The 14,556-nt window shown below is 44.8% G+C and carries 10 protein-coding genes; 7 read left to right on the forward strand and 3 right to left on the reverse strand.

What is annotated here, in order from left to right; translation table 11 throughout:
• The first annotated feature begins 75 nt into the window (after positions 1-75).
• The 3 genes from pflB to pflA all read left to right on the forward strand — a co-directional run bounded on the left by pflB (position 76) and on the right by pflA (position 4,788).
• On the forward strand, positions 76-2,352 hold the full coding sequence (gene pflB, locus L4D06_RS22890) for a formate C-acetyltransferase (protein ID WP_429741599.1): 2,277 nt from the start codon (positions 76-78) through the stop codon (positions 2,350-2,352).
• A 224-nt stretch (positions 2,353-2,576) separates the two neighbouring features.
• On the forward strand, positions 2,577-3,782 hold the full coding sequence (locus L4D06_RS22895) for an EAL domain-containing response regulator (protein WP_429741601.1): 1,206 nt from the start codon (positions 2,577-2,579) through the stop codon (positions 3,780-3,782).
• Between the two features lie 265 nt (positions 3,783-4,047).
• Positions 4,048-4,788 (forward strand): pyruvate formate lyase 1-activating protein, encoded by a 741-nt coding sequence (gene pflA, locus L4D06_RS22900; protein ID WP_274165203.1) that lies wholly within the window; start codon positions 4,048-4,050, stop codon positions 4,786-4,788.
• Positions 4,789-4,867: 79 nt separating this feature from the next.
• Here the strand turns inward: pflA and L4D06_RS22905 are convergent, their stop codons facing one another.
• A complete protein-coding gene (locus L4D06_RS22905) occupies positions 4,868-5,518 on the reverse strand; it encodes an energy-coupling factor ABC transporter permease (protein WP_337992917.1) in 651 nt (216 codons plus the stop codon).
• Between the two features lie 211 nt (positions 5,519-5,729).
• Between L4D06_RS22905 and L4D06_RS22910 the strand changes: the two genes are divergently transcribed.
• The 4 genes from L4D06_RS22910 (at position 5,730) to L4D06_RS22925 (ending at position 11,863) form a co-directional block, all read left to right on the forward strand.
• Positions 5,730-6,236, forward strand: coding sequence for a YfbU family protein (locus L4D06_RS22910; protein ID WP_429741603.1), 507 nt, complete (start codon positions 5,730-5,732; stop codon positions 6,234-6,236).
• A gap of 659 nt (positions 6,237-6,895) precedes the next feature.
• Positions 6,896-8,818 carry a biosynthetic arginine decarboxylase gene (gene speA, locus L4D06_RS22915; protein ID WP_274165206.1) on the forward strand — a complete coding sequence of 641 codons (1,923 nt, stop codon included), beginning with the start codon at positions 6,896-6,898 and terminating at the stop codon, positions 8,816-8,818.
• A gap of 51 nt (positions 8,819-8,869) precedes the next feature.
• Complete coding sequence (gene speB, locus L4D06_RS22920) at positions 8,870-9,793, forward strand: agmatinase (RefSeq protein WP_429741605.1); 924 nt, start codon at positions 8,870-8,872, stop codon at positions 9,791-9,793.
• Between the two features lie 531 nt (positions 9,794-10,324).
• The gene (locus tag L4D06_RS22925; RefSeq protein WP_429741607.1) at positions 10,325-11,863 is read left to right on the forward strand and encodes an RNA-directed DNA polymerase; all 1,539 of its coding nucleotides are present in this window, start codon (positions 10,325-10,327) and stop codon (positions 11,861-11,863) included.
• Between the two features lie 208 nt (positions 11,864-12,071).
• Here L4D06_RS22925 and L4D06_RS22930 read toward each other — a convergent pair whose 3' ends face one another.
• Positions 12,072-12,794: a retron Ec48 family effector membrane protein gene (locus L4D06_RS22930; RefSeq protein WP_429741609.1), complete on the reverse strand. Its 723-nt coding sequence runs from the start codon at positions 12,792-12,794 to the stop codon at positions 12,072-12,074.
• On the reverse strand, positions 12,784-13,890 hold the full coding sequence (locus tag L4D06_RS22935; protein WP_429741611.1) for a reverse transcriptase family protein: 1,107 nt from the start codon (positions 13,888-13,890) through the stop codon (positions 12,784-12,786). Before L4D06_RS22935 ends, L4D06_RS22930 begins: the two co-directional genes overlap by 11 nt.
• Positions 13,891-14,556 lie beyond the last annotated feature (666 nt).

The following is a 14,556-nucleotide window of genomic DNA, read 5'->3' on the forward strand; positions in this document are numbered from 1 at the left end:
ATCACTGTTTTTATCAGTGTAGTGGTTTAATGCTGCTAAGTACTTGTTTTCTTCTACTAAAAAGGTAGGTACATCATGTCTGAGCAATTTGCTAAAGCATGGGAAGGTTTCGCTGAAGGCGAATGGCAGAACGAAGTTAACGTTCGTGACTTCATCCAGAAGAACTACACCCCTTATGAGGGCGATGAATCATTCCTTGTGACCGAAGGTACCGAAGCGACTAACAAGCTTTGGGAAAAAGTCATGGAAGGCATCAAGCTTGAGAACTCAACTCACGCCCCTGTAGACTTCGATACTTCTGTTATCTCTACCATTACTGCTCACGACGCAGGTTACATCATCCAAGATCTTGAAAAGATCGTGGGTCTGCAAACTGAAGCGCCACTGAAGCGTGCACTTATCCCTAACGGTGGTGTGCGTATGATCGAAGGTTCTTGCAAAGCGTATGATCGCGAGCTAGACCCAATGGTTTCTAAGATTTACTCAGAATACCGTAAGACTCACAACCAAGGCGTTTTCGATATCTATACGCCAGATATCATGAACTGCCGTAAGTCTGGTGTTTTGACTGGTCTTCCTGATGCATACGGCCGTGGCCGCATCATCGGTGACTACCGTCGCGTTGCACTTTACGGTGTAGATTTCCTTCTAAAGGACAAAGCTAAGCAATTCCATTCGCTACAAGCGAAACTGGAAGCTGGCGACGATCTACAACTGACCATGCAACAGCGTGAAGAGATCCAAGAGCAATACCGTGCGCTGATCCAAATCAAAGAGATGGCTCAGAAATACGGTGCGGACATTTCTGGTCCTGCAACGACAGCTCAAGAAGCAGTTCAATGGTTGTACTTCGGCTACCTAGCTGCAGTTAAATCTCAGAACGGTGCTGCAATGTCTCTGGGTCGTACTTCTACGTTCCTAGACGTGTACATCGAGCGTGACATTGCTGAAGGCAAGATCACTGAAGTTGAAGCACAGGAAATGATCGACCACTTCGTGATGAAGCTGCGTATGGTTCGCTTCCTACGTACTCCTGAGTACGATGAGCTGTTCTCTGGTGACCCAATCTGGGCAACAGAATCAATGGGTGGTATGGGTTGTGACGGTCGTACACTAGTAAGCCGTACTAACTTCCGCTTCCTGAACACGCTTTACACCATGGGTCCAAGCCCAGAGCCAAACATCACTGTGCTTTGGTCTGAGCAACTGCCTATTGGCTTCAAGAAGTTCTGTGCGAAAGTATCTATCGATACTTCTTCTATCCAGTACGAAAATGATGACCTAATGCGTCCAGATTTCGACAACGATGACTACGCTATCGCTTGTTGTGTATCTCCGCAGGTTATCGGTAAGCACATGCAGTTCTTCGGCGCTCGTGCAAACCTTGCTAAAACACTGCTTTATGTAATCAACGGCGGTGTGGATGAGAAACTGAAACTTCAAGTGGGTCCTAAGCAAGCACCAATGACTGACGAAGTACTAGACTTCGACAAAGTTTGGGCTGGCCTAGACAGCTTCATGGATTGGTTGGCAACGCAGTACGTGACCGCACTGAACGCTATCCACTACTCACACGACAAGTACAGCTACGAAGCATCGCTAATGGCGCTGATGGATCGTGACGTTTACCGTACTATGGCTTGTGGTATCGCGGGTCTATCTGTAGCGGCTGACTCACTGTCTGCTATCAAGTACGCGAAAGTGAAACCAGTTCGTGACGAAGACGGCATCGCGATCGACTTCGAAATCGAAGGCGACTATCCGAAGTTTGGTAACAACGACAACCGTGTAGATGACATCGCTTGTGAAATGGTTGAGAAGTTTATGAACAAGATTCGTAAACTGAAGACTTACCGTGACGCGGTTCCTACCCAGTCTATCCTGACTATCACGTCAAACGTGGTATACGGTAAGAAGACAGGTAACACCCCTGACGGTCGTCGTGCAGGTGCACCATTCGCACCAGGCGCAAACCCAATGCACGGTCGTGACGAGAAAGGTGCTGTAGCATCACTAACGTCTGTAGGTAAACTGCCATTTGCTCACGCAAAAGACGGTATCTCATACACCTTCTCTATCGTGCCTAACGCACTGGGTAAAGATGGCGACACGCAGAAAGCGAACCTTGCTGGTCTTATGGACGGTTACTTCCACCACGAATCAGGCATCGAGGGTGGTCAACACCTGAACGTGAACGTTCTGAACCGTGAAACACTGGAAGATGCAGTTAAACACCCAGAGAACTACCCACAGCTGACTATCCGTGTATCGGGCTACGCTGTGCGTTTCAACTCTCTGACTGCTGAACAGCAAAAAGACGTTATCGCACGTACATTCACTGAAACTCTATAATCTGAGTCTTCTCTGAATGATAAAAACACCTCCCATGTGGAGGTGTTTTTTTATGCCCGTTATTCGTAAGCTTCACCACAAGCCTCTTAGGCAGCACACCCATTCTCCTCTCGCGTTGCCGTATACCGTTCTGTCGACGAATGCAAAAAAGCTGACCATACTATTGGAAACGCTTACTCATCAAACAAATAGCGAAAGCGCATTCGCAACATTTGTGAGGAAATATGAAAATATTACTTGTCGAAGATCATCCCTTTAAGCGGGACATGATGTCCGGACAATTGATGCAACTTTTATCCGGGACTGACGAGTTATTAACGGCAAAAAGCGGCAGCGATGCACTTGAGCAAACTTTGATCGAAAAGCCTGATTTGGTTTTTTGCGACTTACAGCTAGCCGATATCGATGGCATAGAACTTCTCAGCAACATGGCTGAAAGAGGTTTCATGGGCTGTATTGTTATTACCAGTGCTGCCTCACCAAAAGTGCTAGAAACTGTGCAAAATATGTGTGAGAACCTTCACCTAAACGTGCTGGGTGTTCTTCCCAAGCCCGCTTCTATTCCTTTGTTAAAGCACTACATCGAAGTCGCCAACGATCATGACGTGCAATTCCCTCAAGATCTTGTGCCATTGCGGGAAGATGAAGTGCTCGAAGCTTGGAAGTCAGGGCAATTCGAAACCTGGTTTCAACCTATTGTTCGTCTTGAAGACGGTGAGTGGATTGCCTGCGAGGCTCTCCAACGCTTGCGCCATCCAACACGTGATATCATCTTACCTCGTCAATTTCTTCCACAACTCTCTGCGTTGGGGCTTGAGTCAGAGCTAACGATGACGGTAATAGAAGCCGTTATTGAGCATCAAGAGACGTTGCAAGGCCGTCCTGTTGGTATCAATATCTCGATGAATAACCTCATCGAACTTAAGTTCGTCGACAACATCATCTCGATGGCTGAAGACCACCCCAAGCTTTGCGAACACATCTACTTCGAATTGATGGAACCGGAGCATTTTAACCATATCAGCCAAGTACAAGAAGCCGCCTCTCGATTGCTGTTGAATGGATTTCGTATCGCCATCGACGATTTTGGAACGGGACACAGTTCACTGCAAGAAGTGGAGTTTTTACCGATAGACTCCCTCAAAGTAGGGTTATCTTTGGTGCTCCCTATGTTGAGTAGCCGCACGTCAAGCGCTCTTGTTGAAGCCAGTATTCTGATTGCTAGACGTATCGGCATCGCCTCTGTCGCTGAAGGCATTGAGTGCATCGAAACATGGCATGGACTGCGCGACATGGGATGCGATTACGGACAAGGCTTTTTCATCGCCAAAGCCATGCCTGCTAATGACCTAAGCAATTGGTATCCTTTGTGGGTGCAATTGAAGAATCATCGTTCACTCTGCCCTTCTCATGTCATTAGCACGATATAAATACATCGCTCCAATCCAAATACTCAGATAGAAGCTGACCATGACGGAAATGTCTTTCATTTCCGTCAAACTGGGAAGCTCCCCTATCGTGTGACCACTGTTTCCCCCTATAGCTTTTAGCTCGTGTGCAAAAACATGATCGATTGCGGCACCCGCGAAAAGCCCAACGAAAGCATGCCTGTCAAACTCGCTGAATCCCTGTATCTGAGCGGGCTTTCGGTATAATATAACTCCTTACTTTTTACAGTAGTTTTTGGAGAATCTCATGTCGGTGATTGGCCGTATTCACTCTTTTGAGTCTTGTGGCACCGTGGATGGCCCTGGCATTCGCTTTATCGTATTTTTGCAAGGCTGCCTCATGCGCTGCAAATATTGCCACAACCGTGATACGTGGGATTTAGATGATGGCCGTGAAGTCTCGGTCGATGAAATCATGAAAGAAGTCGTCACCTACCGTCATTTCATCAATGCATCAGGCGGCGGTGTCACTGCATCAGGTGGCGAAGCCATGCTTCAGCCTGAATTTGTGCGTGAATTTTTCCGCGCTGCGCACGCCGAAGGTATTCACACTTGTCTTGATACCAACGGCTACATCCGTAAGCACACTGACGTGATTGATGAAGTGTTGGATGCAACGGATCTCGTTATGCTCGATCTGAAGCAAATCAACGACGAAATCCACCAAAACCTTGTTGGCGTGCCAAACAAACGCGTGTTGGATTTTGCACGCTACCTGCATCAGCGTGGCCAAAAGACCTGGATTCGTTACGTGGTTGTACCGGGTTACACCGATGATGAAGACTCAGCACATCGCCTTGGTGAATTCATCAAAGACATGGACAACATCGAAAAAATTGAAATGTTGCCATACCACCAGCTAGGTGCGCACAAGTGGGAAGCCTTGGGTTATGAATACGAACTCAAAGACGCAACACCACCGAAGAAAGAAACCATGGAAAACCTGAAGAACATTCTCGAAGGCTATGGCCACAAGGTCATGTACTAAACCAAGTGTTCACAGATTCTATAAACGGCCTACGGGCCGTTTTTTAGTTTCGCGGCTATCAACTTATCGAGCAGCGTTACTATCGTTCAGGTGACAAATACTCCCTGTCATAAAAGGTTCGCAACCAATGTGGCCTGTATACTGCCAGCAAGGTCACCGCAAAACCATTTAGCAACCCTTCAGGAAACCACATCAGCAAGGATAACATCAAGTAATTGTCCACGATGGTTCCCCAAGGGTGCAGCCCCGACAGCCAATAGCCCGCAGACACCACACAAAGATGCAGCACGACCGTGAACGCGGCATTAAGAAAGCCCGCGACAAAGATATAAATAAACAGGTGATGTGTGAGGTATCGGTAAGAAAGCCAAAAAATACCGTAACTCACAAACGCGGGGATCACGGCGGTGGTGATCGCATATAAACCCACATCCTCCCAAGGCAACAAACCAAACCCGACCATGAGTGACAGCGGCAATACGCTTATCCACACCGCAATGCGAGGGCCATGGCTCAAGGTCAGCACTGTCATGCCAAGGAAATGAATATCGAGCCCTTCACTGATCCCTGCTTTGAGCGCCCACAAACAAAACAGCACCATGGCACTGGCAAACACCAAATGTTGATAGCCTTTGTCTTGTCGCATTTTATGCCATGCTAGCGGTGTCCAGCATAGCCAAAGTGCTAGCACTAAACCTGTCCAACCCAGCACTTGCCAGTAAACCATCAAAACTCCATCACTCTAGCTTGTTGCCACCACTGCCAACCCAGTAAGTCTCTTTTTTTCAAGTTAAAAAACCGTAACTAACCTGTAGTCAGATCAAAAAAATTGAGGGTACTAACTGATACTCTGTGGCACATGAATTACCAAACTCTCTCACTTAAAATCACAACTAAGGGACTGTTTGGGAAAAGAATTTTTAACTTTTGAGGCCACTATTATGGAAATGACTCACGCTCAGCGTCTTATCCTATCTAATCAATACTCTTTGATGTCACAGCTTGACCCACAAAACGCCGACAAATACGGTCGTCTACAAACCATTGTAGAACGTGGTTACGCACTACAAATGCGCGAATTGGATAAAGATTTCGGCGATATGCCAGAAGAGCTTTGCCGTCTGGTTATTGATGTGATGGAAATGCACCATGCACTGCAAGAATCTTTCCGCATGCTAGAGACTGGCACGCGCTGTGAGTGTGATGTCGATGAACGTCGCCTTCAGTTCTGGGGCTTTGATGCAGCAACCGAAGCACATTTGGTCAACTATGTTCGTTTCCTGACTGATGTTGAAGGTCTCTACCCTCAGTTCGACAAAGGGTCACACCACTTTAACAGCCAAATGCCGATGCTTGAGAAGTATCAGCGTATGCTGAAGGTATGGCGTAACTGTCCACGTCAGTACCACTTATGTGGTAACGAACTGTGCCAGATTGTAGGCGCGTAAGTTATCGAAATCAGCTTGAAGCCGCTCCTGTTGAGCGGCTTTTTTGTGCCCAATATGCACCGCGATTTTTCTCGGTTTCGTCGTTAATCTTGCGCCAACCCGCACCGGATTTGCCTACCCATGCCTCCTCACGCCTTCATGAGAAAATTTGTTCGTTAACGACAAATTAATTTATTTGCACCGCAACTAAAACGGTTGTCTAATCGCCACGCACCCGTTCTGGTTTAGATGATACCAAAGAGGTGTATCCAGGCGTCGAACAGCAATCACCAATCTCATCATTGCTGACGAAATATGCCTTGTTCTCTGTCATACCGTACCTGTTTGTCGTACGGCCTTTTATAGGAATGGCAATGAAATCTTTCGCAAAATCGCTTGATCAGGTCAATAACCTGGCCCCCGTTTGCGACGCCACAGCGACACTTCACCCGCACAACTGTTCCCAGCCCCTGTCAGCGCCTTCGCGCAGGAAACGGGCATCGTTAAAGCGAACACGAAGCGCGGATGCCGTCCTTCTTGATCTTTCGCTACAGATGCCTGAATAAGGTCTGCCTGCGTTAACCGCATCTGATAAATTTCTTTGGTACAAGTAAGCGTGATAGCACCACTTATTGGCTATCCGCATTCTTCTTGTGCCCGATCACCGCTGAGGAATAAACATGAGTGATTGGTCTATTAATGACGCCCGCGATGTCTACAACACACCGTACTGGGGTCAGGGATACTTTGACATTAATCCGCAAGGGGAAGTGATTGTTCGTCCTGACGTAAAACGTCCTGAGAACACTGTCGCGCTATCTACTCTGGCAGACGAACTGATTGCCAAAGGCGCTTCGCTGCCTGTCTTGGTTCGCTTTCCAGAGATCCTGCACCATCGCGTCGATAGCCTATGCGCCAACTTCAACGATGCGATCGCCGACTACGGCTACCTAGGTGAATACCTGCTGGTTTACCCGATCAAAGTAAACCAACAAGAAGCGGTTGTTAGCGAAATATTGAAAAGCCAATATGCCCGCCAACAGCGTCAGCTTGGGCTAGAAGCCGGTAGCAAGCCTGAACTATTGGCGGTATTAGCCATGGCACGTCAAGCAAGCTCAGTGATCGTCTGTAACGGCTACAAAGACCGTGAATACATCCGACTTGCCTTGATCGGCGAAAAGCTAGGTCATGAAGTTTATATCGTCCTTGAGAAGCTCTCTGAGCTAGATGTCGTGCTAGAAGAAGCCAAAGCATTGGGCGTGACACCACGTCTTGGTCTTCGCGCACGTCTCGCCTCTCAAGGCAAAGGCAAATGGCAAGCCAGTGGTGGAGAAAAATCCAAGTTTGGTCTTTCAGCATCACAAGTGCTGACCGTGATGGACAAACTGCGCCAGCACGACATGCTAGACACACTGCAACTGCTGCACTTCCACCTTGGTTCACAAATCGCCAATATCCGCGATGTACGCTCTGGTGTGGGCGAAGCCGCACGTGTTTATGCTGAACTCCACAAACTTGGCGCTGGCATCACCACCGTCGATGTGGGCGGTGGTTTGGCAATAGATTACGAAGGCACACGCAGCCAAAGCAGCTGTTCGATGAACTACAGCCTGCGTGAGTATGCCAATAACGTGGTGTATACCATTGGTGATGTCTGTAAAGAGTACGACATTACTATGCCGCGCATTATTTCTGAATCAGGCCGTAACCTAACGGCGCACCATGCTGTTCTCGTAACCGATGTGGTCGGCGTTGAGCGTTACCAGCGTGAAGAAGTGTTTGCGCCAGAAGAGAATGCTCCGCAAATTCTTCACAACATGTGGCATTCATTTAAAGATCTTAGCCAGTCAGGCGATCAACGCTCATTGGTTGAGATTTACCATGACAACCAAAGCGACCTGTCCGAAGTACACATGCAGTTCGCCATGGGCATGGTTAACTTTGCAGAACGTGCTTGGGCAGAGCAAATTAGCCTGCGTATTTGTTACGAGCTCTCGTGCAAAATGTCGCCGAAGAACCGCGCACATCGCCCAGTGATGGACGAACTGAACGAACGCTTGGCAGACAAGTTCTTCGTGAATTTTTCGCTGTTCCAATCATTGCCTGACGCGTGGGGAATCGATCAAGTCTTCCCTATCTTGCCACTCAGTAACCTTGATAAAGCACCAGAGCGCCGTGCAGTCATGCTCGATATCACCTGTGACTCTGATGGTGCCGTTGATCAGTACGTGGAAGGTCAAGGTATCGAAAGTACCCTTGCTGTTCCAGCATGGAGTGACGAAGAACCTTACCGCATGGGCTTCTTCCTTGTGGGTGCGTACCAAGAGATTCTGGGCGACATGCACAACCTGTTCGGCGATACCGACACCGCGGTGGTTCGCAGCTGCGCTGAGGGTGGTTTCAATATTGAATCTATCGATCGCGGTGACAGTGTCGACGACGTGTTGCGTTATGTTCACCTTGATCCGGCACAATTCATGGTGCAATACCAAGAAATGGTCAAAGAGTATTTGCCAGAACAAGAACACGAAGCGATTCTTGCAGAAATGGCAGAAGGCCTAAAAGGCTACACTTACCTCGAAGACATTCGTTCACACCGTTAATTTTTGATTGCCCGCTTATGGCGGGCAATCTTATTTCATAGGGATTTTCACATGGCAACAATGGCCAACTACCCAGACTATTCGCTGTATTCCAATGCGTTCGGTTTCCTTCGTCAGCCTTTGGTTTTTCAACCACAAGGTTGTGACGCTGACGTGATTATCACAGGTGTGCCGTTCGACATGGCAACCACCGGACGTTCAGGCAGCCGCATGGGCCCAGGCGCTATCCGCCAAGCTTCTATCAATCTGGCTTGGGAAGGTAAACGCTGGCCGTGGGAGTTTTCTCTTACTAAAGAAATCAAAATGGCTGACTGTGGCGATTTGGTGTTTGATTGTGGCGACGCCGCGCAAATGTGTGAGCGCCTAGAAGCGCACGCCACCAGCTTGCTGGCTGAAGGCAAAACACTACTGACTTTTGGTGGCGATCACTTTGTTACCCTGCCGCTGCTACGTGCTCACGCCAAACAGTTCGGTGAAATGGCGCTGGTACACTTTGACGCGCACACAGACACCTACGACATGGGCAGTCAATACGACCACGGCACCATGTTCTATCACGCGCCAAACGAAGGTTTGATTGACCCACTAAGCTCAATCCAAATCGGCATTCGCACCGAGCACAGCCACAAACTTGGCTACCAAGTGGTAGACGCGGCAACAGCGAATGATTGGACTGCGGATCAAATCATCGAAGCGATCAAAACACGTGTCGGCGATCGTCCGGTTTACCTCACGTTTGATATCGACTGTCTTGACCCTGCTTACGCTCCGGGCACAGGTACACCAGTGTGCGGCGGTTTGAGCACAGACAAGATCCTAAAGGTTATTCGTGGGCTTCAGGGCATTAACCTGATTGGCATGGACGTAGTAGAAGTCGCGCCAGCGTATGACCACGCAGAGCTAACGTCTCTAGCTGCTGCGACGATTGCGACCGACCTGCTTCATGTGTGGGCGGCGAATCGTAAGGCGAAGTAACCATAACTCGCTAACGAAAAACACCCGCTTAGGCGGGTGTTTTTGTATGTGCTAGTGGGTTGAAAGCTGTTTGTTCGCTCAAGATCGTTTATGCCCCATTCGGTGTTGCCAACGTTAAAACACATCAGCCTCACCCCGAGTGGTTTCGATAGATTTTCTAGTGACAAACAATAGGTTGGTAGCAATACCACATCTTGTCAAAGGGCGTCAGGATTGCATTTGCCCGATAGCTAACACTTCTTTTCCTTTCTAAAAGTGCCTGTCCCAGCAAGTATGCCGTAGGATATTGGCTAATTGATATGCAAAATAATAATTCATTGTATTTTTAGTACTGTAATAAATAAATCAGTACATGTATAGAAAACATCAACAACAAGATCTATCCACTCCTACCTAACAAGGTTATTACTTTTACTCCCTTGAAAATATATTTTAATAACTTATTTTTTCTGGTTTTATGATGAGAAATAAGATATGACCATAAAATAAAGATTAAAGTGTGCCAGTATTTTACATTTTGAGAACACATTCATGGCATTAATTACAGATATGACAGCAAAAGAGGCCAGAAACTTCTTCTTGAAGCACGAGAGTTACTGTAGCTTTTCGCTTCCAATCTACTTTGACTTTGAGCCACTTCTAAAAGCTGTAAGTGATTCACTTGCAGCAAAACAGAACGGTATAAGCGACATTGGTTACAAAAATGCGTGTAACCATGAAGGCGCTAACTACACGTTACAAACAAATAAAGACGGTCACTATTCATGGCGACCGTTTGAGTTGATTCACCCTGCTATTTACGCTCACCTTGTACATAAAATTACTGAAGAGGACGAGTGGAATCTCTTGGTTAAAAGATTCAGTGAATTACAGATAAATAAAAAGATAGTTTGTGCTAGTTTGCTTAGAGAGTCTGATGATGGAGAAACGTCTGATACCGCTGAAACTGTAAATTGTTGGTGGCGAAATGTAGAACAAGAATCTATCAACAAAGCACTTGATTTTAAGTACCTATTCACAACAGATATAGCCAATTTTTACCCTTCAATTTATACCCATTCCATTCCTTGGGCAATTTACACAAAGGAAGTAGCGAAACCCATAAGAGGTTTTAATGCTAACCTTGGGAATCGTATCGACTACGCTTTACGCCAGATGCGTTGGGGACAAACAAACGGTATTCCTCAAGGCTCTGCTCTTATGGATTTCATTGCTGAGTTAATTCTTGGTTATGCTGACGAACTGCTTGGAGAGACCTTGGCCAATGAGGGAATTATTGACTTTCACATAATTCGATACCGCGATGACTATCGAGTATTTACAAATAGTAAGGAAGACGCAGAGGCTATAGCAAGGCACCTAACGGTGAACCTTCAGGAACTAGGATTACAACTTAATGCGTCTAAAACCTCATTGTCAGAAGACATCATCTTCAACTCGATGAAACCTGACAAGCAAGAAGCTCTGATGATATTTGGGAAAACGGTATCAGCTACTACGATCCAAAAGACACTCTTGAAGCTGGCAATTTTCTCCAGAAAATACAAGAACTCCGGCCAGTTGGACAGATACCTTGCGAAGATAAACAAGCGCCTAGAACGAATGAAAAAGCTGAAAGAGGACATTCGTCCTATCGTTAGCATCCTCGCAGACATGATGATCCATAACCCAAGGACATTTGCTTCTTGCGCATTGGTCTTAAGCAACGTCCTCAAGTTCGTTGAAGATGATGACGAAAAGATAGTGCTAATAGAACAGGTTAAGAGTAAATTCGATCCAATATTGGGGACAGGGATTCTAGATATTTGGCTACAGCGTATTTCTTATCATATCAACCCAGACATAGAATATAGTGAGACACTCTGTGCCATTGTATCGGGTATACACGATAAACCGTATGCACATGTTTGGAATTCTGATTGGATTGCAGATAACAACTTCAAAAATGGCGTTATGGCTACGCCTTTTATTGATGAAGTTAAGCTCGCTAAATGTGAATCCGAAATACCTGAGGATGAGGTTGTTCTTTACCCTTATGACATCGACTTTAATCAAGATGATGATGAATAGTACTCTACCAATAAAAATAAATCATATAGCGATCCTCCTTCCTAGATAGGGAGGAGATCAGTGCTGATTTTCACTTGGCACAGCTAACTGGTAAGAGTGAACTCACCACTACATCAAAGCCGTGATAGATGTAATGCCATAGTGCAATTATTTTAAAAAACCAGGTGGAGACTGATACCTGACAATATATTTTAATGTTGAAAGCTAATTATATATAACTGCGTTCTAGTAAATTATCCACAGAAGATCCAGAACAAAAAGCATTGTTGATCGCTTGAACCAAACTATGGAATTCTCCCTCTATCATAATGAAATCATTTCGTGGAGCCAACGGAAGTATGATTCCTATTTTAGAAAGAGCCTCTATCATGCGCTTTTGGTGGTCTTTATACTTATATGAACCATCAGTTACCTTTTTAGATTGGTCATTTGATTTTGATATTTCAAAATTTATATTTTTGATTGCACTTATATAATTTAGTGACACAGCTATAGAGCCCACCTTTGATTCCTCAAAAATCAAATTGTACCAATTAAAAACATCAATAGACGTCAACCTTACTGAACTTCGTTTACTCACCTCAAAAGAAACATAATCCGAAAATATCTTAAAATGATTAATATGACTATTTAAAGCATTTGTCTTGGATGTATTTACAAAAGTAAGTGCAGCAATAAATATACCAAATGTAGTCAGAATAGATGTTAAAACCGACACTATTGTCATTGAGAATTTTATTATATACTCAAACTGATCATACGCTAACTTCAAGCAATCATTCGAAATGCAAATCTTTTGAAGGTATAATTCCTTTTCTATTACCGTCTCAACCAAAGATAAAATAACAAAAATAAGTAAAACAAAAAGAAGAACAGAAATAGCCTTTAGGCATTTCATGAAAAAAGGGTATTTTTTCAGATCATTCATCATAACTAGGCTTAATACTCTTCATACTTTCTCTGATTTCCTCTGCCAACTCTTTATATGAAGCTTTCCTCTGCAAAACATTGAGACGGTCATGGAGACGATAAAACCTTTTCCTATACCAATAACTATCTCCTTTAATTGAAAAATCACTTTTCAAACGATTTAACATTTGCATACAACGTTTTTTATCAACTTCTGACGGTAAGGGCTGAATCTCATTGAGTTTAGCTAATAATACTTTATGCTTTTCGTGTTTAACGCGCTTTAGTTTATTCACCCTACCCATACAACGGGCATAATCTGATCTGTAGGCATGACTTTGCCGATACCCAGCCTGAGACGCTAGACATTGAAGGTTGTGAACACTAGCCCGTAGTTTTCTTATTTCATCTGAGGGGTATCTTGGTTCTGGAAAATTCACCCTCATACCATGCACTGTTAAAGGTGACGAGGATACATAGCTAATCTGTGTTTTTTCACCGTTAACTGGTAGCTCTTTACTTATTAAGGCACTAGTAATTAAGCTAATTGGCAAGTCAAATTTATAATTAGAAACCTTTGACGAGACAGTAATGTCGTCGACTAGTCTCGTGTAAGTTAAGTTCTTTCGGATTAGTTTTTTAACTAATTCCCCTTCAACATTCCACAAAATTAGGTTCGCTAGATAGCTTGAAGTCAATGCGCCTTGAACTAACGTGTCACCTTTACAGCAAATTGATGACAATGCTTGAGATACATCTATAGGAAAATTAAAGAAACCCGTAAACACTTCAAGTACATAGTCAATATGAATATTATCAAAAAAATCTTTAATATCCATTTTAAGAAGACTTTTTGAGCTACAGTGTTGAGCAGCACAATTGACATAGTCTTTATGCTCCAATACTACTTTAGTATTTATATCAATCGTATTTGGGATTGAACCATATAGGTAGCTAGGCCAAATTACCAATTTCTTGAAAATTCTTCTATTAATTCGTCGTTGGATTTTCCTGATTAGATTATGTGGTTTGAATACAGCCCTACTAGTGCCATCTGACTTGTTAACAGACCCCGCAACGTACCTTTCTTCTATTGGTAATAAAATCGCTTTCTGCATTTCAGCTTCACTGATATTGAGAGCAGTGCATAGGTTGCTGAAGTTGGATATCACAGATGTGGATGTTTTTGTAGGATGGAGTCTATACATATCGACCTAAGGTAACGAAAAAGGTTTAGCCATCACTCAATATCCAGAGCTTGAAGAATAGTGTTTACATACACCAACAATAACTGAAAACTGCCACTATTCTTCTGGCTAAACCTAGCGTCCTCCCTCTACTCTCGGTCCGCGATGGGGGAGGCAAATGGAGGGTGTGGGCCTTGGCACCTGCTACTTACGTAGCGCTCAGCTAAGAGCTTAGTTCAGTTATTTTAATATATTGGCTGCAGTATCTAAGCGAATCGCTTATGCGCCGCTAAAATATTATATTCAACTGCACGTGTAAAGCTATAATCAATCAAGCTTAGAAATAAATTATATATCAGTATGCTAGAATAATTTATTGTTCATAAAACGAACTGTCTTTTATTCCTTACCTGCTTCTCACTACGCATTATACCCACAGTGTTAAATAGCTTTAGATAGACCCAAAGATAGCACCTACCCGTAATTTCAAGTCTTCAAGAGAAACGTGCTTAGAACAGTAAGACGCAGATCGTGGTGTATTGCTCCATGATAAATGCGGCTGCATTGCCTTTCGCATCGTTGACAATTGTCTCTATG

Origin of the sequence: Enterovibrio makurazakiensis (genome assembly GCF_050336585.1) — a bacterium.
Classification (GTDB): Bacteria; Pseudomonadota; Gammaproteobacteria; order Enterobacterales; family Vibrionaceae; genus Enterovibrio; species Enterovibrio gelatinilyticus.